General features: G+C 62.0%; 23 protein-coding genes. 14 read left to right on the top strand and 9 right to left on the bottom strand.

Annotation, left to right across the window (positions count from 1 at the left end; all coding sequences use genetic code 11):
• Positions 1 to 40 precede the first annotated feature (40 nt).
• Positions 41 to 532 carry a dienelactone hydrolase family protein gene (locus NO932_RS06180; protein ID WP_309210232.1) on the bottom strand — a complete coding sequence of 164 codons (492 nt, stop codon included), beginning with the start codon at positions 530 to 532 and terminating at the stop codon, positions 41 to 43.
• A gap of 282 nt (positions 533 to 814) precedes the next feature.
• On the opposite strand from NO932_RS06180, the gene NO932_RS06175 reads away from it, so the two are divergent.
• The 4 genes from NO932_RS06175 (at position 815) to NO932_RS06160 (ending at position 5,630) form a co-directional block, all read left to right on the top strand.
• Positions 815 to 1,642 (top strand): IclR family transcriptional regulator C-terminal domain-containing protein, encoded by an 828-nt coding sequence (locus NO932_RS06175; protein WP_309161909.1) that lies wholly within the window; start codon positions 815 to 817, stop codon positions 1,640 to 1,642.
• A gap of 433 nt (positions 1,643 to 2,075) precedes the next feature.
• On the top strand, positions 2,076 to 2,675 hold the full coding sequence (gene wrbA, locus NO932_RS06170; protein ID WP_309210230.1) for an NAD(P)H:quinone oxidoreductase: 600 nt from the start codon (positions 2,076 to 2,078) through the stop codon (positions 2,673 to 2,675).
• A 537-nt stretch (positions 2,676 to 3,212) separates the two neighbouring features.
• Positions 3,213 to 4,544: a hypothetical protein gene (locus tag NO932_RS06165; RefSeq protein WP_309210229.1), complete on the top strand. Its 1,332-nt coding sequence runs from the start codon at positions 3,213 to 3,215 to the stop codon at positions 4,542 to 4,544.
• A gap of 201 nt (positions 4,545 to 4,745) precedes the next feature.
• Entirely contained in the window at positions 4,746 to 5,630 is an 885-nt protein-coding gene (locus NO932_RS06160; protein ID WP_309210227.1) for an AraC family transcriptional regulator, read from the top strand.
• On the opposite strand, the gene NO932_RS06155 is transcribed toward NO932_RS06160, so the two are convergent.
• Positions 5,627 to 5,950: an antibiotic biosynthesis monooxygenase gene (locus tag NO932_RS06155; RefSeq protein WP_309210225.1), complete on the bottom strand. Its 324-nt coding sequence runs from the start codon at positions 5,948 to 5,950 to the stop codon at positions 5,627 to 5,629. The genes NO932_RS06160 and NO932_RS06155 overlap by 4 nt on opposite strands.
• 203 nt (positions 5,951 to 6,153) lie before the next feature.
• Here NO932_RS06155 and NO932_RS06150 point away from each other — a divergent pair, with 203 nt between their 5' ends.
• Complete coding sequence (locus NO932_RS06150) at positions 6,154 to 7,200, top strand: alpha/beta fold hydrolase (RefSeq protein ID WP_309161915.1); 1,047 nt, start codon at positions 6,154 to 6,156, stop codon at positions 7,198 to 7,200.
• A gap of 61 nt (positions 7,201 to 7,261) precedes the next feature.
• On the opposite strand, the gene NO932_RS06145 is transcribed toward NO932_RS06150, so the two are convergent.
• A complete protein-coding gene (locus NO932_RS06145; RefSeq protein ID WP_309210990.1) occupies positions 7,262 to 8,353 on the bottom strand; it encodes a calcium:proton antiporter in 1,092 nt (363 codons plus the stop codon).
• A gap of 33 nt (positions 8,354 to 8,386) precedes the next feature.
• Positions 8,387 to 8,695, bottom strand: coding sequence for a hypothetical protein (locus NO932_RS06140; RefSeq protein WP_309210223.1), 309 nt, complete (start codon positions 8,693 to 8,695; stop codon positions 8,387 to 8,389).
• A gap of 103 nt (positions 8,696 to 8,798) precedes the next feature.
• Here NO932_RS06140 and NO932_RS06135 point away from each other — a divergent pair, with 103 nt between their 5' ends.
• Entirely contained in the window at positions 8,799 to 8,963 is a 165-nt protein-coding gene (locus NO932_RS06135) for a hypothetical protein (protein WP_309210221.1), read from the top strand.
• A 67-nt stretch (positions 8,964 to 9,030) separates the two neighbouring features.
• Here the strand turns inward: NO932_RS06135 and NO932_RS06130 are convergent, their stop codons facing one another.
• A complete protein-coding gene (locus tag NO932_RS06130; protein WP_309210220.1) occupies positions 9,031 to 9,516 on the bottom strand; it encodes a cytochrome c in 486 nt (161 codons plus the stop codon).
• Positions 9,517 to 9,643: 127 nt separating this feature from the next.
• Positions 9,644 to 11,137, bottom strand: a complete 1,494-nt coding sequence (locus tag NO932_RS06125; RefSeq protein WP_309210218.1) for an MDR family MFS transporter — start codon at positions 11,135 to 11,137, stop codon at positions 9,644 to 9,646.
• Positions 11,138 to 11,359: 222 nt separating this feature from the next.
• Between NO932_RS06125 and ggt the strand changes: the two genes are divergently transcribed.
• Positions 11,360 to 13,093 (top strand): gamma-glutamyltransferase, encoded by a 1,734-nt coding sequence (gene ggt, locus NO932_RS06120; protein WP_309210216.1) that lies wholly within the window; start codon positions 11,360 to 11,362, stop codon positions 13,091 to 13,093.
• Between the two features lie 3 nt (positions 13,094 to 13,096).
• On the opposite strand, the gene NO932_RS06115 is transcribed toward ggt, so the two are convergent.
• From NO932_RS06115 to nspC, 3 genes are all read right to left on the bottom strand, one after another.
• Positions 13,097 to 13,885 carry an IclR family transcriptional regulator C-terminal domain-containing protein gene (locus tag NO932_RS06115; RefSeq protein WP_309210215.1) on the bottom strand — a complete coding sequence of 263 codons (789 nt, stop codon included), beginning with the start codon at positions 13,883 to 13,885 and terminating at the stop codon, positions 13,097 to 13,099.
• An 87-nt stretch (positions 13,886 to 13,972) separates the two neighbouring features.
• Positions 13,973 to 15,265 carry a saccharopine dehydrogenase family protein gene (locus NO932_RS06110; RefSeq protein WP_309210213.1) on the bottom strand — a complete coding sequence of 431 codons (1,293 nt, stop codon included), beginning with the start codon at positions 15,263 to 15,265 and terminating at the stop codon, positions 13,973 to 13,975.
• Positions 15,266 to 15,337: 72 nt separating this feature from the next.
• Positions 15,338 to 16,444 (bottom strand): carboxynorspermidine decarboxylase, encoded by a 1,107-nt coding sequence (gene nspC / locus NO932_RS06105; protein WP_309210211.1) that lies wholly within the window; start codon positions 16,442 to 16,444, stop codon positions 15,338 to 15,340.
• Positions 16,445 to 16,635: 191 nt separating this feature from the next.
• On the opposite strand from nspC, the gene cobF reads away from it, so the two are divergent.
• From cobF to cobM, 7 genes are read left to right on the top strand one after another with little or no spacing between them, the layout of a single operon-like run.
• Complete coding sequence (cobF, locus tag NO932_RS06100; protein WP_309210209.1) at positions 16,636 to 17,385, top strand: precorrin-6A synthase (deacetylating); 750 nt, start codon at positions 16,636 to 16,638, stop codon at positions 17,383 to 17,385.
• 43 nt (positions 17,386 to 17,428) lie between these two features.
• Positions 17,429 to 18,700 (top strand): hypothetical protein, encoded by a 1,272-nt coding sequence (locus NO932_RS06095; RefSeq protein ID WP_309210207.1) that lies wholly within the window; start codon positions 17,429 to 17,431, stop codon positions 18,698 to 18,700.
• Positions 18,697 to 19,329 (top strand): precorrin-8X methylmutase, encoded by a 633-nt coding sequence (locus NO932_RS06090; protein WP_309210205.1) that lies wholly within the window; start codon positions 18,697 to 18,699, stop codon positions 19,327 to 19,329. The genes NO932_RS06095 and NO932_RS06090 overlap by 4 nt, the downstream gene beginning before the upstream one ends.
• A complete protein-coding gene (locus tag NO932_RS06085) occupies positions 19,326 to 20,051 on the top strand; it encodes a precorrin-2 C(20)-methyltransferase (protein WP_309210203.1) in 726 nt (241 codons plus the stop codon). The genes NO932_RS06090 and NO932_RS06085 overlap by 4 nt, the downstream gene beginning before the upstream one ends.
• Complete coding sequence (locus tag NO932_RS06080) at positions 20,048 to 20,812, top strand: precorrin-3B C(17)-methyltransferase (RefSeq protein WP_309210201.1); 765 nt, start codon at positions 20,048 to 20,050, stop codon at positions 20,810 to 20,812. The genes NO932_RS06085 and NO932_RS06080 overlap by 4 nt, the downstream gene beginning before the upstream one ends.
• Positions 20,809 to 22,020 carry a precorrin-6y C5,15-methyltransferase (decarboxylating) subunit CbiE gene (gene cbiE, locus NO932_RS06075; protein ID WP_309210200.1) on the top strand — a complete coding sequence of 404 codons (1,212 nt, stop codon included), beginning with the start codon at positions 20,809 to 20,811 and terminating at the stop codon, positions 22,018 to 22,020. Before NO932_RS06080 ends, cbiE begins: the two co-directional genes overlap by 4 nt.
• Entirely contained in the window at positions 22,017 to 22,778 is a 762-nt protein-coding gene (gene cobM, locus NO932_RS06070) for a precorrin-4 C(11)-methyltransferase (RefSeq protein WP_309210198.1), read from the top strand. Before cbiE ends, cobM begins: the two co-directional genes overlap by 4 nt.
• Positions 22,779 to 22,809: the final 31 nt, after the last annotated feature.

Here is a 22,809-nt window from a genome sequence, read left to right as displayed (position 1 = left end):
ATGCTGCGCCGGCCGCCAGCGGCACGCGCAGGGTTATGTCCTAGGCGGCAACCCCTTTGACGAGTTGGCCCAGAAGCGACATTTCCTGATCGCGGACCACATGGTCGCCATCGGAAAACATGTGCAGTTCGACATTGGCCCCCGCCGCCTCGAGCAGCGCGCCGGTGGCCCTGAGATCGTCCATCGGCAGCCACGGATCGCCGGCGCCACCCGAGAGCAGGACAGGCATGCCCTCAAGCTTAGCGCTTGCCCGCCTGTGCGCTATGTCCAGCACGCTGCCGGTGAAGATCGCGGCGGCGGCCGGCCGGTGCGCGCCGCCCAGCAGATATTCCGCCACCATGCACCCGCCCTGCGAGAAGCCGGCCAAAACCACTTTCGAGGCTGGAAACGCGTTCTCCGCCGCCCGCTCGAACGCCGTATCGATCCACTCCAGGCCGGCCTTTACCGCGTCGGCGTTTTCAGCAAACGGCGCGTCATAACGGCCCTCGTACCAGTTTTTGCCGCGAGCATAAGGTGCGAGAACCCGCGTCATCTTGCAGCCGGACCGGGCGCTAAACCCATTCGGCAATTCGTCCGCATCCCGATCCCGCCCGTGCACCGCAATCAGCACACGGTCACATCGACCCCACGGCGCACCAAACTCGGCCAGCCCAAAACCCGAAGCTGCCGAGGCATCCTCAGGTATAGACCCCCTTGCGGAGTAAACGCTCTCCATCGATAGATTCTCCTCCCGGTAGAGCGTCGCTTTCGCGTTTGATTTTTTCGCTCAGCGAAGCTATATCCGTACAGCGAATATTTTATGAAAGGGAGCATCATGTCAAGCGTTCTGGATGGCAAAGTCATCGACGAGAAGGAATTCAACTCGGCCATCGCCCGTGGCTTTGCCGTTCTGGAGTCGTTCGACAGCGAAAATGTCGAGATGACGCTATCGCAGGTTGCCGCCCGCACCGGGCTCTCACCGGCCACCGCACGCCGCTGTCTCTATACGCTTTCGATCCTGGGCTATGTGCGCCAGCACGGCCGCAAATTCACGCTCGGCGCGCGGGTTTTGACCCTGAGTTCGTCCTATATGCGCTCGAGCCAGATCGACGAATTCCTGCTCCCCGAGCTGCGCCAGCTCGTCGAAACGTTCGGCGATGCCTCCTCGGTGGCGATCCTCGATGAGAACATGGTGCTCTATCTCGCCCACACCTCGCGCCAAAGCGCCGTTCGCCCCATCGCGGCGATCGGCGCGCGCTATCCGGCCCACGCCACCTCGCTTGGGAAGGTCCTGCTGGCCTATGCGGATTCGACCACCCAGAATCGTTTCCTCGCCACGGCCCCCTTCAAGGCGCTCACCGATCGCACGGTGACCGACCAGGCCGAGTTGTTGCAGATCCTCAAGGAAACCAAACGGCTCGGCTATGCGGTCGGCATCGACGAGCTCGACTATGGCATCGCCTCGCTCGCGGTGCCGGTATTCGACGGTGAAGGCCGGGCGGTCGCCGCGATCAACACCTCGGGCTACAGCGGCCGCCTCTCGGCACAAGCCCTGATCGAGGAGCGCCTATCGCTCCTGCTGCAAGCCTCGCGCAACATCACCGCCAAGCTCTCGCAATACCCCGTCCTGGTCAAAACAGCCCTCACCCCCGCGGGCCGCTAGACCCGAAGACGAGAGGGCCCCGCGCTTCGAACCTCATGGCCAACCGCCGGCGCGGGGCGGGTGAAGCGGAACGCCGCATGTACGTGCATCGCCAGACGGTGGTGCCGGAAACACCTTTTCTGAGGCCGTGGAGAGGTTGCGGGTCTCCGGTCAAGCCCGAAGACGACAAGGGGGAGAGGTGGCATCCCCCATCAACACCCCACATGGACCGGCCCCTCCTCGCCTAATCGATGCCACTTACCCCCACCCTCTCCGGCGTCATTGTCGGGCTTGACCCGACAATCCGCAACACATCCGGCGGCACGGGAGACGTGGGGCCACCCCTACCGTCCAGCCCCCCAAATCTGATCCGCCCCCAAGAGGCTTGACTTCCCACCTCCATCCATCAAAATCTTCGTATCACGAATTAATTTTCGCCTAGCGGAGAAATTGCATGGCAAAAATCCTTGTCCTTTACTATTCGAGCTTCGGTCACATGGAGGCGATGGCCCAGGCGGCGGCGGCCGGAGCCCGCGAAACGGGCGCCGAAGTCACCATCAAGCGCGTCCCCGAACTTGTCCCCGAAGAAGTAGCCCGCAAGGCTTACTACAAGCTCGAACAGGATGCCCCCTTCGCCACTCCGGCAGAACTGGCGGATTATGATGGCTTCATCTTCGGCATCTCGACCCGGTTCGGCATGATGGCTTCCCAGATGAAGAATTTCCTCGATCAGACGGGACCGCTCTGGGCCCAGGGTGCATTGGTCAACAAGGTTGCGACCGTCATGTCCTCCACCGCCGCCCAGCATGGCGGCCAGGAACAGGCGATCCTCAGCACCCAGGCGGCATTGCAGCACCACGGCATCATCATCGTGCCGCTGGGCTACGCCTATCAGGATCAAATGGGCGTGGACGTTGTCCGCGGCGGCTCGCCTTACGGGATGACCACCGTCACCCTATCCGACGGCTCACGCATGCCCAGCGCCCAGGAACTCGACGGCGCCACCTGGCAAGGCCGCCACCTCGCCGACATCGCCCGCCGCCTGCACGGTTAGGCTCCATCAGCCATTCGACGCCTTGCTCCAAGGCTGCTCCCCCCGCACCTCGTCACCCTCGGGCTTGCCCCGAGGGGATCCACGCCCCTTCCCAAATATGCGCGCCCTTCTCGGCTCTTGCCGCGCGCCTCTTCCAACCGGCAGCGCTGCGGATTGTCGGGTCAAGCCCGACAATGACGAGCGGAGAGGGGAGTGCCCCCAATCCGCGTTGTCCGCGCCCTTGTCCTAACCCACCGTGTCACCCCGGGCCTGACCCGAGGCAAGGTATGCGCGCCCCTCCCGGCTCTTGCCGCACCCTCTCGCCCCTCGTCGTCTTCGGGCTTGACCCGGAGACCCGCAAGGCTTCCACGCCCTCAGCAGAAGTGTGTCCAAACCCCTCCCGCACCGCCAGCAGCGCTGTGGATTGTCCCTCCTCACCTCCGGCTCACGCCACCCTTCCCCCTGCCACCTTGACAAGCCCAACCGCTTCGCCAACAGTATTCGCTGTACGGATATTTTTTCGTACAGCGAATTTTTGCTCTGGGAGGAGAGATCAACATGTCTTTAAGATTGCCAGGTCATCTGGCTTTCGCGTCCTTGGCCGTCGTCGGCCTGACGCTGGTTCCACCTGTCCTTGCGCAGGACGAGCAGGAAAGCGTCGGCTTTGGATGGCCGATGGCCGATCAGGAGGGCCATCAGGCCGTCGGCGCGGGAAGCGGAGGGGCTTTTGGAGGAGAAGCCATCGCCGCGCGCAACGGGGAGGTTCCAGAAGGGGTGGAACCGCTCGAGCGCGATATCTTCACGTCGGACGATTTCTATCAGGACGTCGATTTGTGGTCCGATCCGCGATATTTCCGCTGCAACAGTCCCATGGGGCTGGAAAGCCAGTGGGGCGCCTATGGCAATGCCATCATCGGAGACAATCCGCCGGAGTCCGGCGCCTGGGGCTTTTGCGATGCGGATTTTCCGCGCGGGGAGATCGTAAGCCCCTACCCGTTCGAAACCGCTCAAGAGCATTACGAAGCGCTGCTGGCCGAGGCCGAAGAGGCCGGAGCCACCCTCAAGCGCCCCATGGACGACCTTCCCGACTGGAACGGGGTCTATGACGATTCAAGCGAAAACTGGTTCTGGGGCCGCATCGTTCAGGCGACCACGATCACTTCGCTGCTCACCCCGGAATATCAGAAGCGTTTCGTTCAGGAAGCCTATCACCACGCCAACACCAATGCCGCCATGTGGCCCAGCCAGTATTGCTGGCCCGAGGGCTTCCTGCGCCGCTGGCACGAGCATTCGGTCCGCGACCATCAGGTTTTGATGAACGAGGATATCGTCCAGATCCTTACCGGGGTCGCCGACAATTTCCTCACTCAGATCCGCATCGGCGACGAGTTCATCATCGAGGAGGGCAGCGTGCCCCGTCTCGGCGAGGCCGTGCCGCGCTGGTACGGAGAGACCATCGGTTTCTGGAACGGCGACCATCTGATCACCTGGACGTCCAACATCCAGGGCTGGATGACCCATGGCGGGTTCGAACATTCCAACCTGATGCAGACGGTCGAAATCTATTCGCCCGAGACCGACGAGCAGGGCAACATGATCGGCCTGCGCCACGAAGCGATCTTTTACGATCCCGAAGCGCTGGTCGAGCCGATCCGCATGGTGCGCGTGCTCGAACGTGTTGGCGAATACCAGGACCGCCATCCGTACATCTTCGTTGAATGCAACCCGACCATCTACCCGGTCGACGGCAGGGCGCAGCCGGTCTCGCCCGGTCAGGTGATCGACTATGTCGTTCCCGACTGGTTCGGCCGTCCGTGGGCCCAGATGTGGGAACGCTTCCATGAAGAGGGCATGGAGCGGCCCGAGAACGAAGCCCTGTTCGGCTTCTGATCCTTCCCAGAACGTCCCGGTCGCAAAGCGATACTTGCGGCCGGGAAGCGCGGCCAGACAAAGACTTGGCCCAGTTCGAAGCGCTCCAGAGAAGAGCGGAAATGCACCAAACCGCCGGCACGGGAAGCTCCGGCCGGCCCCACGGGGATTGCGCATCGCCCGCAATCGGCCTGGCGTGATCCGGATGAACGGAGACGATTGATGCAGATGCATTTGGCGCGGGTAACCACCCCCGGCCCCTCCCTTACGGGCTCGCCACCGGTAACCAGCGGACGCCGCCGCATGGATTTGGAGATTCGCCGGGAAGGACCGTTCGCCGCTTCGTTCGGCGCGGCTTCCGATCTTATCATCATCCGCCACATGGGCGGCGAAATGACCGCCGACGTCTATTACTCCGACCGGGTCTATACCCGCTCGCTGCCCGAAGGCGGCGTGCTGGTCGTTCCGCCCAACGCCGCCTTCAGGCTGCGCTGTGCCCATCGCGCCACCAATCTCTATGCCGCGCTCGCCCTGCCTCAAGGGACCGCCGTTGCACGCTCGCACGATCAACGGCCCAATCTCAGCCGCCCCATGATGTTCGCCTCGGATGCGGTGCTGGGCGGGCTACTGGACATGGCCCAGGACGTTCTCGATCTTCCCATGGGGGCAGCCTCGGGATTGCTCGACAGCCTGGCGAGCGTGATCCTGTGCCATCTCGCGCGCAGCCACGCCGAAGCGCATGGTGAACAGCAGCGGCTCTTGTCCAACGCTGATCAGACCTCAAGCACCATGGTCACGCGGGCGGTGGAATACATGATCGGCAATCTGGACCGGTCGATCACCCTCAACGACGTCGGGAACCATGTGCGGTGCAGCGCCTCCCATTTGGGCCGGCTGTTCAAAACGCACCTGAGGGCGTCACCCCACCGCTATCTCCTGGGCCTCCGCGTCGAACGGGCACAACTCTTGCTCGCGGCGACCAGCCTGCCCATCGCCCATATCGCGCTTGAATGTGGTTTCGCCAGCCAGGAACACCTCACGCGCCATTTCCGGCGCCTCAGCGGCACGACGCCCGCCGCCTATCGCCGCGCGCAGATCCAGGCCTAGACGATGAAACGCGGCGGCATGACGCGCGCGTCCATGCTGTCGCAGATTTGCCGCAGCTCCGCGATATGCCGCTCCCCCTCGGGATGGTCGCGGAATGCGTGAAAGCTCGCGCGGTGGCTCCACTGGGAATAATTGATCACCATCCCTCCATCCTCCGAGGCGTGGACGGCGCTCGACACGAACCCTGGCTGGTGACGCGTGAAGGTTCCGATCATCTTCTCCAGCCGCTTAAGGAAATCGTCCTGCCGGAAAGGATCGACCATCACGACCACGATGACGGTCAGCACTTGCCGTTTTGTATCGATGAACGTTTGAGGCATTGGCGCTTCCTTTTCAGAGGACTTGATCAACGTTCCCACTGTGATTTTCGTTCGCATCCTTCTCTCGATGTGCATTGACGATATGCGGGTCCATCCCGAGCGGCATTGTGCAGGAGGATGGGCGGATCGTGCAGGCAATAAAATCCCCGCTGCGATTGGATTTGCCCGGCGATTACGATCGCCCATCCAAGGAGGAGAAACATATGATCCGCAAATTCACGGCCGCCCTGGCCGGCGCCCTGATGGCGACGACCGCCGCCGGCGCCATCGCTCAGGAGGCAACCTCGACCGGAGGGGAAGCCGGACCTATCCATTTGCGAGACATGGGAAATTTCTATGTCGGCGCCGAGTATTCCGAGCCTGATGCCGAAGGTAATGTGTTCGTCAAAAACCAGATGCACGTCGAGTTCTACCTGCCCGAGGAATCGCAGCACGAGCTGCCGCTCATCCTCGTTCACGGCGGTGGCGGGCAGGCTTCCGACTGGTATTTCACGCCCGATGGCCGCGACGGCTGGCGCGATTATTTCCTCAATGCCGGCTTCGATCTCTACATCGTCGATCGCCCCGGCTACGGCCGTTCTCCGGCATCCCCGGAATATGGCGAAGGCAATCTAACCGCCGTTCCCAGCGGGCTTATCGCGCGCCTCGCCGCAGCCAGCAACTGGCCCGAGGGCGAGGTAAGCGCGGAAAGCGAAAGCATCCTCAACTGGATCGTCGCTTCCTCAACCACGCCTTACGCAGGCAATGAAGTGGCCGCCCAAGGCATTGCCGAACTGCTTGAGCAAGTCGGCCCGGCCGTCCTGCTTCTACATTCGGCGGGCGGGGTCAGCGGCTTCTGGGCTGCCGACATGCAGCCGGATAACGTCGCTGGCATCATCGCGTTCGAGGCCAGCGGCTCGGATATGCTCAGCATCGCCGAAGGCCTCACCTTCGAACCCGCGCTGGCCGACGGCTTCGAGCCTGTGCAAAATGGCGATGGCTGTGACGTTCAGGCGGATGATTCCGTCAGCACCCTCACCAATTTCGCCGACATTCCAGTGGTCCTGATCGGGGCGCCGGAGAGCTTTTTGGCCGAACGCCTCCCCTGCCAACTTGCAGCCATGCAGCAAGCTGGGATCGATGCCACTCTCGTCGATTTCGGTGAACTCGGCGCTCCAGGCACCGGCCATTTCGCCATGGCCGAAACCAACAACGCCGATTCAGCCCAGGTCATGATCGATCTCGCCGCCGACATGGCTGACGGAGAATAACTGATCTTCATCAAGGCGATCTGATGCTCCGTGCATCAGATCGCCAATATCTTCAGGTGCTTTATCCGCCGGTGATCCCCAGGAACGAAAGTGCCAGGAACGTGGCGAACAGCACGAAATGGGTCATGCCCTCGATGGCATTGGTCTCCCCATCATTGAGGTTGATGGCCGCGACGATCAGGGTGATGAACACCATCATGGTCTGAACCGGCGTCATCGCCATGATGATCGGCTGGCCGGTAAAGAGCGCGATGCCCTCGATAACCGGCACTGTAAGGATCACCGTCGAAAGCGATGCGCCGAGCGCGATATTGATCACCACCTGCATGCGGTTGGCCAGCGCGGCGCGCAGGGCGGTGAGGATTTCCGGCGCCGCCGACATGGTGGCGACCACCAGCGCGGCAAGGGCCAGGGGCGCTCCGACCGCTTCGAGCCCTCCGGTGAGAAATTGCGACATCACCTCGGCCAGAAAGCCGATGATGACGATCCCCAGCACCAGAAACACCACCGAGGTGCCGAACGGCTGGTCGGCCAGGGCATGGTCGCCCCGGCGCTTTTTCTCGGGATAGCTGTAGTTGAAGAAATAGCTGTGGGCACCGATCTGGTTGCGCAGGAACACCCAGTAGAGCGTAACCATCGCGCAGATCGTGAAAATCGAGTAGTAATGCCATTTATCCGCCGGCACGAATTCGGGGATCACCATCGAAATCCCCATCGCCGTCAAGATCATCACGCCATAGGTTTTGCCTGAATCGTCATTGTAGGGCTGTTCGCCGAACTTCCATCCGCCCAAAAGCGCCGCCAGCCCCAGAATGCCGTTGATGTCGAGCATCACCGCCGAAAAGATCGTATCGCGCGCCAGAGTCGGCGACGAACTCGATGTCATGAGGATGGTAAGGATGATCACCTCGACAAGGACGGCCGAGATCGTAAGGATCATCGAGCCATAGGGATCTCCCACCTTGGCGGCCAGCACCTCGGCGTGATGGGCCACCCGCACTGAGACCGCAATGATCGCGGCGATGAGAACCGCCGCACCCATAAGCGAGCCGGTCGGTCCGACCCCTAAAATCTGGTGTTCGAACGCAAAAGCCGCGATTCCGGCCAGAACCGCGGGAACGAGGATGATTTCCTGCCGCGCGCTGGCAAGCAGATTGTCGGCGGTGCTTGCCATAGGTCCTCGCCCCTACATCTGATCATTGTAGGGCGGCTTGGTTTCCCCTACGCGCTTGGCCAGCCGGTGGAACGAGAGTCCGTGCCGGTCGGCGCCCCCGGCATTGGCGATCTGCAAGAGCCGCGCCGCAAAAGCTACGGCATCACGATTGGCCGGGCTCAAATCCTCGACCGAACGCTCGTCGTTGATCGCGCCCTGCTCGGCTCTTTTGAGTGCCTCGTCCACCTCCTCGCGGCTCAGTACTCCCTTGGAAACCAACGCCTCGGTGAGAGAGGCAATGACGAGATAAAGTCCTTCAAGTTGCAGATTGGCGGTGTTCACGGCGCCCTCTCCTCCATCCTGGTGCTTCCAGGAACACGATTACTCGTTGAGGAACTCTCGCAAGCCGTTATCGTTCGTTTCTGGATGCTTGAAAGGATATTACATGACTCTGCTGCTCGTTCCCCTCGTCATCGCATTGGGGATTTTTGTCCTCATGATCGCCGTGATCCTGAGCGCCGGCTACATCGAAGGCCTCCGCAATCCCGAGCACCAGGATCGCCCCTACCCAGCCACCGCGCCGAAGGACGTTGAGACGCCCCAGCACTGAGCCGCCGCGCTTGGAGCGAGTCGATTGATCGACGTTTTCGCTCCACTGCGCGACGGATTTTTTGAGCTTATTCGGCCGGGCCGGCTTCGCGTGCGGCAGCGACGTCTTCCGGCGTCACGCCGCCGAATTCATTGCCCCAGCTATTGCGGATGAACGTCGCGACCGAAGCGATCTCGGTATCATCGAACCGCTCACCGAACGCCGGCATGGCACCACGACCGTGAACGATGGTTTGAACGGCATACGCGACGTCCTGGATATTGGAATCGCCTGCAAAAGCAGGACCCACGCTGCCCTGCCCCTCGGGACCATGGCAGGCTTGGCATTGGACGTAAAGCGACTGTCCCTCGGCAAGCAATGTTTCATCGACCGGAGCGGGCGCGGCTGGTGCGGCTTCCGCGGGTTCGGCTTCTGCCGCTTCCTGGCTGGCCGGCGCCTCACTGACCGCTGCGGTTTCTTCCGTCGCCCCACCCAAAGGCCAATCGGATGTGAAAAGATAGGTCGTGCCGAACACCAGAACGGTGATGCCGACAAGCGCGCCAACGTGCTTCAATGTACCTGCTCCCGCAGAAGTTTGCCAAAGTCGATAGCCCCTCACGAAAACGCGAGGAGGCCGGTTCGGTTGCAGCTATACCAGATTTCCAAGCGCTGCCGATGCGACGATCGGCAGCGCCTTGGGATCAGTGTCCGAAGGCCGGCTCACCCACGGGCGGGCTGGGCGGACGACGGATGAAGAATGCAGCAACGATGGCAAAGAGCGAGATGATCGCGCCGCATAGGAAGGCGAGCTGAATGCCCTGTGAGGTGGCCGGAACCACCTCGACGCCGCTGGCGATGAGATCTGTGGTCCGCAATGTCATCAGCGAAACAAAGACGGCAATGCCTGCCGCGCCGGCCACCTGCTGCACGGTGCCGATCACCGCGCTGCCGTGGGAATAGAGGTGGCGCGGCAACGATCCCAGGCTTGAAGTGAAGAGCGGCGTGAACATGAGCGCCAACCCAACGCTGAGCGTCACATGCAGAGCCAGAATGAACATCACCGATGTCGACTGGTTGACGGTTGTGAGGGTCCAGAGCACCACGCTCACCAGTACCGTTCCCGGCACGATGAGAACCGTAGGTCCGAACCGGTCGAACAGCCGTCCCACGAACGGGGCCATCAAGCCCATGACGAGACCGCCCGGCAGAAGCATGAGGCCGGTTTGGGACGCATCGAGTCCGAGCACGTTCTGCATATAGATGGGCAAAAGGATCAGCGAACCGAACATCGCCATCATCGAGATCGCCATCATCACCACGCTGACAGTAAAAACCGGAGTGGCGAAGGTGCGCAAGTCGAGAAGTGCCGCGTCACGCTTTTGCAGCGAGAACTGGCGGGCAACGAATAGCCCCAGACCGACGATTCCCACGAGAACGGGCAGCCAGGCCGGGAATATCGACGGCCCAGCCCCGTGCGACGCATCGCCACCCAGGCTGGAGAGACCATAGACCAGCCCGCCAAAGCCCAGGGCCGACAAAATGACCGAGAGCACGTCGAGCGGTGCCTTGGTCGGCGTCGAAACGTTCTGGATCTTGGCAGTGCCGAGCGCCAGCGAAGCGACGGCGATCGGAAGCACCAGATAGAACATCCACCGCCATTCGAGATGCTCGAGAATGAACCCGCCAATGGTGGGACCGAGGGCCGGCGCTACCGAGATGACGATGGAGATGTTGCCCATGGTGCGCCCGCGCGATTCCGGCGCAACGAGATTCATCACCGTGGTCATGAGCAACGGCATCATGATTGCGGTGCCGCAGGCCTGCACGATACGGCCGACCAGCAGCACCTCGAAGCCCGGTGCAATACCGGAAAGCAAGGTGCCCGCGCTGAACAGGGTCATGGCGAGGATGAAGACGGGTCGAGTGTTGAGCCGCTGCAGCAGATAGCCGGTGATCGGGATAACAACGGCCATGGTCAGCATGAACGCCGAAGTGAGCCATTGCGCGGCACTGGCCGTGACGCCGAGATCTTCCATCAGGTGCGGAATGGCCACGCTCATGATGGTCTCGTTGAGAATCACGACGAAGGCCGAAACCAGCAAAAGCGCGATGACCAGCCTGTTACGGGCCGAGGTTTCGCTGTCGCTCAATGGCGTCGAGGGCGCAGCCGCGCCGTTCACATCGGTCGGTGACATGGTGATAACTCTTCAAAAAATTGGCGCGGCGACCAAGACGGCCGCGAATAGGGCCGTGTTGAATCTGCCTCTTGACGGCTAAAGTCAAGATGGATGTGGTCATGGCATGCATGCCACCGGCGCATGACAGAACAATAAAGGCTTGCGCGGCACGCCCGATAAGCCTTCACTTATCGAGCTGGTACGCACCGGCGCAATGAGAACGATCAAAGGATGAGGAACATGCAATTGGCACACAGCGGTGGGCTGTTGATCTCGGCCGCACTCCTGGCTTCGACGGCAGCTCTCGCACAAAATCCGCCACCCCAGCCCGAACAGACCACCGCAATCGCCGAGCGCGAGTCGGTGACCACCGACGACTTCATGGTCGCCGCGGCACATCCGCTGGCCACTCAGGCCGGCTATGACGTCCTGGCCGCCGGCGGCTCTGCGGCAGACGCCGCCGTCGCGGTACAGACCATGCTGGGCTTGGTCGAACCGCAAAGCTCGGGTCTGGGCGGCGGCGCGTTCCTGCTCTATTGGGACGCCGAAGCGGGCGAGCTCACAACCTATGATGCGCGTGAAAAGGCGCCGCTCGCCGCCGATGAAACCTATTGGCTCGACGAGGACGGCGAACCGCTCGAGTTCATGCAAGCTGTGGTGGGCGGCCGCTCGGCTGGCGTGCCCGGAACGCCGATGCTGCTCGAAGTGCTCCACGACGATCATGGCACCATGGAATGGGCCGAGCTGCTCCAGCCTGCCATCGACACCGCTGAAGAGGGATTCACGGTCACCCAGCGCCTCGCGGATTCAGTTGCGGACGCGGAAGGTCTCGATACCTTCGTGCAAACCGCTGAGTATTTCCTTCCGGGCGGCGAGCCGATCGCCGAGGGTTCCACCCTATCAAATCCCGAATACGCCGAAACGCTGCAGCTCTTTGCCGAGCAGGGCGCTGAACCCTTCTATACCGGCGAGATTGCCGAAGACATCGTCGCGGCGCTCAACACCAATATCAATCCGGGCATCCTCACCATGGAGGACTTTGCAGCCTATGAGGTGGTCAGGCGCGATCCGGTGTGCATGGACTACCGCGGCTATGAAGTCTGCGGCATGGGGCCTCCGAGCTCGGGCGCATACACTGTCGGGCAGATTTTGGGTTTGCTTGAACCCTTCGATCTCGCCGCCATGGAAGATGGCGTTGAGTTCCGGCATCTGTTCGCCGAGGCGTCGCGTCTCGCCTTTGCCGATCGTGGCATGTATTTGGCCGATAGCGATTTCGTCGATATCCCTACCGGTTATCTCGATGACGCCTATCTCCAGGAACGCTCGACGCTGATCGATCCCGCAGCCTCGATGGGAACCGCCACTGCCGGCACTCCTCCGGGCTGGGACGAGGCGCTATTGGCTCCAGACATCGAGCGGCCTCGCGCCGGCACGTCGCACTTTGTCATCATCGATAGTGCGGGCAATGCGATTTCGGCGACCACCACCATCGAAAGCGGCTTCGGCAGCCGGGTGATGGCCCGCGGGTTCCTGCTCAACAACGAGCTCACCGACTTCTCCTTCGCTCCAGAAGCCGATGGCATGCCGGTGGCCAACCGGGTGGAGCCTGGGAAGCGCCCGCGCTCGTCCATGGCGCCCACAATCGTGTTCGAGAACGACGAGCCGGTGCTGCTGACCGGTAGCCCCGGCGGGGCCGCGATTATCCACTATACGGCCCTATCGCTGATCTCTATCCTCGATTGGGACATGGATCCGCAGCAAGCCATCGACCTGCCGCATGTGACCAATCTCAACGGCCGCACCAATATCGAGGAAGGCGAAGGCGCCGAAGACCTCGCTTCTGGCCTCGAAGCCCTGGGCCATGAGGTCAATATCACCAACCTCAATTCCGGCCTTCACGTCATCGAAATCACCGATGACGGACTGGTCGGCGCCGCCGACAAGCGCCGTGAAGGCGCCGTGATGGGCGAATAAGGGCTAGCGCTCGGGGGCTCTGCCCCCGAGCGACACCGTCAACTCGCGAGCTGCCTCGGCGACGAGCTTTCCCAACGCCTCCACCCGATCGTCGGTCACACGAACCGACAGCCCCGATATGGAGATCGCGCAAAGCGGTTCTGCCTGAGGTCCATAGACGACCGAAGCGACACAGCGCAGCCCGGTGACGAATTCCTCGTCGTCGAAGGCGAACCCTTTTTCACGGATGGCGGCGATCTCGTCCCTGAGCACGGCAACGCTGGTGATCGATTTTCCGGTCGCCTTCCGCAACCCCTGTCGGTTGATGAGCGCGTCGATATCCGCGTCGGCGTAAGATGCCAGAATCGCCTTGCCCATGCCGGAATTGGCCATCGGCGCCCTGCCCCCTACGCGGGTGATGGCGCGCATGATCTCACGGCTTTCCACCTGCGTGAGCACAACAACCTCGCCGTCATCGACGACACCCAGATTGGCGGTCTCCCGTGTCTGGTCGCGCAGGCGGCGCAGGATGGGCAACGCCGGGGCGACGAAATTGCGCTGGCGTGTGAAGGCCGAGCCCACCGCGAATGCGCCGCGTCCCACATGCCACATGCCATCGCTGCGATCGAACTGAACGAAGCGGCGTTGCTCGAGCGTCGTGAGCAGGCGATGGACCGTCGACACCGAAAGTCCGGTGCGCCGGGCGATGTCGGTCAGCCTACAGCCCTCTTCGTCTTCCCCGAGCACTTCGAGGATGGCCATAGCTCGGTCCACGGACTGAACCGTGCCTGAGCGCTTCTCGATGTCGTCCATTGTCATCTCCCTCGCTTCCCCATAGCGCAAAACAAACCGCCCGCGCCATCTCTGGCGCGGGCGGCACGATATTCGTGGCAGAGATCGTCAGCGCTTGCTGGCAACCCGGCCCGTTGCAGCGGGAAGCGGGGTCGTCCAATCCTCGAACGAGAGGTCGCGTTCGCCATTCTCGTCACGGATCGAGGTCTGCAGACCCATCTTGTTGAGCAGGCCAAGGAAGGGCTGCGGGGGCAGTTCTTCCACATTGACCATCTTGTGGACATCCCAGACGCCCTTGGCGACCAGGATCGCCGCGGCCACCGGCGGCACGCCGGCAGTATAGGAAATGCCCTGGCTGCCCACTTCAGCATAGGCTTCTTCGTGATCGGCGACGTTGTAGATGAAGACCTCACGGTCTTCCCCATCCTTCTTGCCCTTGACCAGATCACCGATGCAGGTCTTGCCGGTGTAGTTGGGCGCGAGCGAAGAGGGATCGGGCAGCACGGCCTTCACCACCTTGAGCGGCACGACTTCGAGGCCTTCGGCGGTCTTAATCGGCTGCTCAGAGAGCAGGCCAAGATTCTTCAAGACGGTAAAGACATTGATGTAGTGCTCGCCAAACCCCATCCAGAACCGGATGTCGGGCACGTCGAGATTGCGCGAGAGCGAGTGCAACTCGTCATGACCGGAGAGATACGAGGTGTGTTCACCCACGACCGGAAGGTCATCGGTGCGGGAGACCTCGAACATCTTGTTGGTCTGCCACTGGCTGTCCTGCCAGGAATAGACCACGCCGGTGAATTCGCGGAAGTTGATCTCCGGGTCGAAATTGGTCGCGAAATAGCGGCCGTGCGATCCGGCATTGATGTCGATGATATCGATCGAGTCGACCGTATCGAAGTACTCTTCCACGGCTAGCGCCGCATAGGCATTGACCACGCCGGGATCGAACCCGGCGCCCAGAATGGCGGTCACACCGGCCTTCTCGCACCGCTCACGACGCTTCCATTCGTAATTGCCGTACCAGGGCGGCGTCTCACAAATCTTGTTGGGCTCTTCGTGGATGGCGGTGTCGATGTAAGCCACGCCCATCGCAATGCAGGCCTCGAGGACCGACATGTTGATGAAGGCGGAACCGACGTTGATGACAATCTGAGACCGCGTCTTCGCGATCAGGGCCTTGGTCGCTTCGATATCGAGGGCATCAAGCTGATGGGCCTCGATAATGCCGGGTTTTTTGAGCGACTTCTTCTCGAGAACACTCGAGACGATATCCTGGCATTTGGCTAGGGTGCGCGAAGCGATATGGATATCGCCGAGCACATCGTTAGCCATTGCACACTTATGGGCGACGACCTGCGCCACACCTCCGGCACCAATGATCAGTACGTTCTTTTTCAATTTTCACGTAACACCTTTTCAGAGGTTGAACCAATCTACGCACCCTGTCGAATTCGGGATCTCACCCCAAGCTTACGACAGGCTCTGCGCGTAGTCCTCAAACGTGAACTCGCGAACGAGTTCCACCTGCCCGTCCAGGTGACGTACCGCGATAGACGGCATCTGGACCCCGTTGAACCAGTTCTTCTTGACCATTGTGTAGCCGCCGGCATCGAGGAAGGAGATACGGTCCCCGGCCTTGAGCTCAGTCTCGAACTGGAACTCTCCAAAAATGTCTCCGGCAAGACAGGTTTTGCCGCAGACAATATACGTGTGCGGCCCGGTATTGGGGGCCACGCTGGTATATTCGCTATATGTCAGCAGATCGAGCATATGCGCCTCGGTCGAGCTGTCAACGATGGCCACGTGCTTGCCGTTATAGACGACGTCGAGCACCGTCACTTCAAGCGTCGTGGACTTGGTGACCGAGGCCTCGCCGGGCTCCAGGTAGAGCTGGATCCCGTAGCGCTCGCTCATTTCCTTGAGGCGCTGCGCAAGCTTTTCGATCGGGTAATTATCACTTGTAAAACGGATTCCGCCGCCCAGGCTAACCCATTCCAGCTTATGGAGAACATCGGCAAAACGTGCCTCGATCTTGCTCAGCAGCGCATCGAGGCTTTCGTATTCGTCGTTCTCGCAATTGAAGTGGAACATCACGCCCGAGATGCGATCGAGCACCGGTTCCACCCGCTCCATGTCCCATTCCCCGAGGCGCGAAAAGGGGCGCGCCGGATCGGCGAGGAGAAAGTGGGAATGCGAAATCCCCGGATTTAGACGCAGACCGATCTTCTTGCCCTGAGCCTCGGCCTTATCGCCATAGCGCTCGAGTTGGTTGACCGAGTTGAAGATGATCTTGTCGCAGTTTTCGATCGCTGCATCGATCTCGTGATCGGCCCAGGCCACCGAATAGGCATGGGTCTCGCCGCCGAATTTCTCGCGGCCGAGCTTCACTTCATAAAGCGAGGACGAGGTCGTGCCATCCATGTGCTCCGCCATGATGTCGAAGACCGACCAGGTGGCGAAAGCCTTGAGCGCAAGGACGCATTTGACGCCCGATGCCTGACGCAAATACGATATTTTTTCCAGGTTGCGGAGAAGTACCGACTTGTCGAGCAGATAATAGGGTGTCTGTAGCGTCAATTCTTGCGTTCGAACCTCCTTGGTCCCGGAGACTGGGGGCGAGAGCAATGCGTTTGGCGTTGCCGCCATAAAAAAATCCGCGCCGGATGAAACGCGGAAGACACCCCATCTAACGATTGGGGGTGTCACACACAAGACCCCGCTTGGAAAATTTTCGTGACGACACGAAAAGCCTTTGCTCTAAGAGCGGCATGAAAAAGCTTTTCGTCATCGGCATCGGCACCGGCAACCCCCAGCACATAACCATGCAGGGGATTTCCGCGCTCAACCAGACCGATGTGGTGTTCATACCCACCAAGGGCGAGGAAAAGGCCGGGCTCGCGGACATCCGCATGCAGATTTGCGACCGCTACATCTCGCGAGCCTATGAGCTGGTGGAATATCCCATTTCGCCGCGCAACGAAGCGACCGCAGACTACACGCAGCGCGTGCTCGATTGGCACGATCTGATCGCCGAGAGCTATGCTCAGATGTTCGCCCGAGCCGCTGCGGATGCCACCGGCGCGCTGCTGGTCTGGGGCGATCCGGGACTTTACGACAGCACCCTGCGCATTCTCGCGGCGGTTCGGGAGAAGGCCGGCCTCGATTTCGAGATCAAGGTCATTCCCGGTATCACCGCAGTTCAGGCGCTGACGGCGGCGTTCGGCATTCCGCTCAACACGATCGGCAATCCCGTGACGATCACCACTGGACGGCAACTGGCGCGCGGATGGCCGGAGGGTGCCGACAGTGTGGTGGTGATGCTCGACGGGCGGAAAAGTTATGAGAGCCTCGATGCGGACCTCCACATATATTGGGCGGCCTATGTGGGAATGGAGGAGGAACTTCTCATCCAAGGCCGGTTGGCCGATGTGAGAAATGAGATTTCAAAGACCCGGGATTCAGCGCGGTCCCGGCACGGGTGGATCATGGACATCTACCTTCTTCGCAAGGCCCGTTAGGTAATCGCTATCTCGCGGTGGCGGCGCTTGCTAAGAGACTGCCATGACAGACACTGAACCACCCCCTGCCCCGCGCGGTGCGTGCCCGACGCTCGACAATCCAATGCGGGTCGCGGACGGCCTTTTGGCACGCTTTCGGCCTGAAGCGGGGCTGACGCCGGATCAAGTGGCGGCGCTCGCGCAAGCGGCCAAGACCTATGGCAATGGCCTGATCGAAGTTACCGCCAGAGGCAATCTCCAGATTCGAGGCCTCTCCGACACCTCGACCGACGCTTTCCGGAGGGCCTTGAACCAGGCCGGTATCATGGCCCAGCCAGTTCCCGCCATCGAAACGTCTCCCATAGCGGGGAACGATCCCAAGGAACTCGCCGACCCGAGATCGTTGGCACGAAAACTCCGAGCCGTGTGCGATGCCGCACTTGCCAAAGGCCCCCTCTCGCCCAAGCTGTCGATCGTTCTCGCCAGCGGCGGGCAGGTGTTGCTCGACGGTCTCAAGGCAGACATTCGATTGGTTGCGCGCAGCGATGGATGGGCGCTGGATGTCGGTAGCACCTCGCTCGGTATCCTGGGCGAAGATGGCGTGCCCGGCGCGGTTGAGGCGATCCTTGAGGCGCTGCAGGAAATGGGGCCGAAGGCGCGAGGAGAACACCTCGATCGTGCGGCCATGGCCGGCACTCTCAACGAGCTCCGTCCACTGGCTGAGCCGGGCGCTCGCGCGCTGGGCATGACGATCGGCCCTCTCAGCCTGGCCGCCGGCGCGCCGGGATTGCGGATCGGGCTGCCGTTCGGGCAGGTGCGGGCCGAGCAGGTCGAAGAGCTCGCGCGCACGATGCAATTGTACGGGGTTTCCGAACTGCATCCGGCCCCTGAGAGAACCTTCGTGCTTCTTGGGTTTTCGGCCCGCGCGCTGCGCGATCTTGCCCCCGCGCTGGCTGCGTTCGGCTATCTGACCCGCCCGGACGTGGGGATGGCGCAGCTCTCCCTTTGCTCGGGGGCGGAGCGTGCGGAAGGGGGAATTATTCAGGCGGCCGAGGTGGCCAAGGCGCTCTATGCTACCAGAACGGATGTGGTGGATGGTTCTTTTCACCTTCACGTTTCCACCTGCGCCAAGGGATGTCCGCATGCGGGGCGGCCGGGTCTCGTTCTGGATGGGGGCGAACTGAGGCTTTATCGCGCAGAGGGTGCCAAACCGCTTGCAACGCTCGACGCCGCCGCTATTGAAGCCGGCGTCGTTTCCTTGGCCGAGCGAATCCGTGATAATCGCCGATCCGGCGAGACGACGCTCATGGTTCTCGACCGGCTGGGGCATCAATGACCGAATACGACTATATCCGCGACGGGCAGGAGATCTACCGCCAGTCCTTCGCCACCATCCGGGCCGAGGCCGATCTTTCGCGCTTTTCAGCCGAGGAAGCCGAAATCGCGATCAGGATGATTCATGCCTGCGGGATGGTTGAGGCGGCAGAATTCTTCCGGTTTTCCGACGGTTTCGTCGATGCGGCGCGCAAGGCCATCCAGCGTGGCATGCCGATTTTCACCGATGCGGAAATGGTGGCGCGCGGGGTGACCCGCTCGCGGCTGCCGGCCAACAACGAGGTGATCTGCGAGATCAACAATCCCGAGACGCCGTATCTGGCGCAGGACTATGGCAATACCCGTTCGGCTGCCGCCATCCATATCTGGCTGCCGCGACTGGAAGGCTCCGTGGTGGCGATCGGCAATGCACCTACCGCCTTGTTTCATCTGCTCGAATTGCTGCGCGACGGCGCGCCCAAGCCTGCGGCCATCATTGGGATGCCGGTGGGATTCGTGGGAGCGGCTGAGTCAAAACAGGCGCTTGGCGAGAATTCCTATGGCGTTCCCTTCGCCATTGTCGAGGGCCGATTGGGGGGCAGCGCCATGACGGCGGCGGCGCTCAATGCGCTGGCGAGGCCTGGAATATGAGCGGGCGCCTGATCGGGGTCGGGACCGGCCCCGGCGACCCGGAGCTTTTGACGCTAAAAGCCCTAAGAGCCATCGAAACCGCCGATGTGATCGCGCATTTTCTCAAGCGCGGGCGCAATGGCAATGCGCGTTCGATCGTGGCGGCTCATTGGCCAGAGAAGGCGATCGAGCTGCCTCTGCCCTATCCCGTCACCACCGAAATGGATCGACGGGAGGATGGCTACAAAGCTCAGATCGGCGCGTTTTTCGATGAATCGGCAAAAAACATCGCCGAACATCTCGATCAGGGACGGACCGTTGCCGTGCTTTCGGAAGGCGATCCGTTTTTTTATGGCTCCTACATGCACATTCATGTGCGACTGGCCCCACATTACCCCACTGAAGTCATCGCGGGGATAACTTCGTTGTCCGGCTGCTGGTCGCAGGCGGGGGTGCCGCTGATGCAGGGGGACGATGTTTTCACCGTTTTGCCCGGAACGCTTGAGCTTTCGGACCTGGCGCGGCGCCTTGGGGAAACCGACAGCGCGGTGATCATGAAGGTCGGGCGCAATCTGCCCAAGATACGCCAAGCGCTTGAGGCGGCGGGGAAAATCGACCGCGCAATCTATGTCGAGCGCGGGACGATGGCCGATTCCGTGGTGACACCGCTCGCCGAGCGCGACGACTCCCCTGCCCCATATTTTTCGCAGGTTCTGGTTCCGGGCTGGAAGGATCGGCCATGACGGGGACGCTCTATGTGGTCGGGCTAGGGCCCGGAAATCAAAAGCAAATTACGCCCGAGGCCATGGAAGCGATTTCGGCTGCCAGCCACTTTTTCGGGTACAAACCTTATGTGGATCGGCTCGAATTACGGGCCGACCAGATTGCGGTTCCTTCGGACAATCGCGAGGAAATCGACAGGGCGAAAGCGGCGCTGGAGATGGCGGCGGAGGGGCAAACCGTGGCCGTGGTTTCCGGGGGCGATCCGGGAATTTTCGCAATGGCATCAGCGGTTTGCGAGGCGATCGATCATGGGCCGGAGCATTGGAAAACGGTCGATCTTCGGGTGGTGCCGGGGGTAACGGCGATGCTGGCGCTGGCGGCGAAGGTGGGGGCGCCGCTGGGGGCGGATTTTTGCACGATTTCGCTGTCGGACAACCTAAAGCCTTGGGATCTAATAGAAAAACGGCTGCGGCTGGCGGCGGAGGCGGAGTTTGCGATCGCGATCTACAATCCGATCTCCAAGGCGCGACCGTGGCAATTGGGCAAGGCTTTCAATATCTTACGGGAAATTCTCCCCGCCGGGATTCCGGTGATCTTCGGCCGTGCGGTGGGGCGGGAGGACGAGGAGATTGTCATCACGAACCTGGAAAAAGCCGCCCCGGAACAGGCGAATATGGCCTCAACCATCATAGTGGGCTCACGGCATGTTCGTGGTGTTGAACGCCCGGATAGGCGGAATTTAATGTATGCGTTGAGACGGGTGCCTGAAAGTTCGACATGACTGAACGCTGGCTGACGATTGTGGGCATCGGAGAGGACGGTCTGGACGGGCTGACCGACCTCACCAAATCGCTGATCGCCGATGCCGAGGTGGTGTTCGGCGGCGCGCGGCACCTCGCTCTGGTGCGCCGGCTCAACCTTGCCGAGCAGCGGCGTTGGCAATCCCCCATCGAGACGTCGGTGGAAGAGGTGGCGCGGCTGCGCGGGCGCAAGCGGGTGTGCGTTTTGGCCAGCGGCGACCCGTTCCATTTCGGCATCGGCGCGACGCTGGCGCGGCGCATTCCGGCGCGCGAGATGCAGGTGGTCACTTCCCCCTCCTCCTTCTCGCTTGCGGCGGCGCGGATGGGGTGGGCGCTACAGGACGTGACGGTGCTCTCGCTGCACGGGCGGCCAATCGAGCTGATCCGGCCGCATCTGCATCATGGACGCAAGATCCTGGCGCTGACCTCGGACGAAAAGGGACCGGGAGAGATTGCCGCCTTGCTCTCGGAGGCCGGATTCGGGGCCAGCGCGTTCACGGTGCTCGAAGCGCTGGGCGGTCCCAAAGAGCGCCTGAAGACCGTCGTGGCGAGTGGGTTCGAGATGACCGGCATCGATCCGCTCAATATCGTGGGCATCGATGTCGTTGCGGGAGCCGACGCCAGGGTGTTGCCCATGACACCGGGCGTGCCCGATGAATGGTTCGACCATGACGGGCAGATCACCAAGCGGGAAATCCGCGCGTTGACGCTCTCGGCGCTGGCGCCGCGACGGGGCGAGCTGCTGTGGGACATCGGGGCCGGCTCAGGGTCGGTGGGCATTGAATGGATGCTGGCCGATCCTTCGCTCTCGGCGATCGCCATCGAGGTGGATGGAACCCGGCTTAAGAGAATTGCGGGCAATGCCGCAGCGCTCGGCGTGCCGGGACTGGTGCTCAAGCAAGGCAAGGCGCCGCAGGTGCTGGAAAAGCTTCCGCAGCCCGATGCGATCTTCGTGGGCGGTGGCGGCACCGATGACGGGGTGATCGACGCGGCGATGGAAGCGCTCAAGCCGGGCGGACGGCTGGTGGTCAATGCGGTGACGCTGGAGATGGAAGCCTTGCTGGCGCTTCTGCATGGGCAGGCGGGCGGCTCGCTGACCCGCATTCAGATTGCTCGCGCCGAGGCCCTGGGGTCGATGAGCGGCTGGCGGCCGGCCATGCCGATCACCCAATGGGTGTGGCACAAATGACCGTCCATTTCATCGGCGCTGGTCCGGGGGCGGCCGACCTCATCACCGTGCGCGGACGGGACCTGCTGGCGCGCTGCCCGGTATGCCTTTACGCCGGTTCGATCGTTCCACGCGAGTTGCTTAACTGGTGCCCCGAAGGTGCGCGCCTTGTGGATACCGCGCCATTGTCCCTCGATGAGATCGAAGCGGAATACCTCGCGGCGGAGGCGGCAGGACAGGACGTTGCCCGGCTGCATTCGGGCGATCTTTCGGTCTGGAGCGCGGTTGCCGAGCAGATCAGGCGGCTGGAAAAGCATTCAATACCCTATTCGCTGACACCGGGCGTGCCGGCTTTCGCGGCGGCCGCCGCAGCGCTGGGGCAGGAACTGACCAAACCGGGGCTGGCCCAAAGCCTCGTGCTTACACGTGTATCGGGCCGCGCCTCGCCGATGCCCGAACGCGAAACACTGGGCAATTTCGGCGCGAGCGGAGCGACGCTGGCCATCCATCTGGCCATTCACGCGCTGGACGATATCGTTGCGGAACTGACCCCGCTCTATGGCGCCGACTGTCCGGTGGCCATCGTCGCCTGGGTGAGCTGGGACAAGGAGCGCATCGTGCGCGGTACGCTCGGAGACATCGCGGCAAAGATCGCGGCGGACCCGATCGAGCGCACCGCGATCATTTTCGTGGGGCCGACGCTGGCGGCGGAAGCGTTTTCCGATAGCGCCCTCTATGACGCCGCCTATCAGCGGCGGTTCAGGGGGCTCGGCGGGTAGAGCAACCGATTTCCAGGTGCTGCGGGCAGCG

The sequence above is a fragment of the Pelagibacterium sp. 26DY04 genome (assembly GCF_031202305.1).
Taxonomy (GTDB): Bacteria; Pseudomonadota; Alphaproteobacteria; order Rhizobiales; family Devosiaceae; genus Pelagibacterium.
Note: the sequence above shows the minus strand (reverse complement) of the source record. Positions and strands in the feature narration are given on the sequence as shown.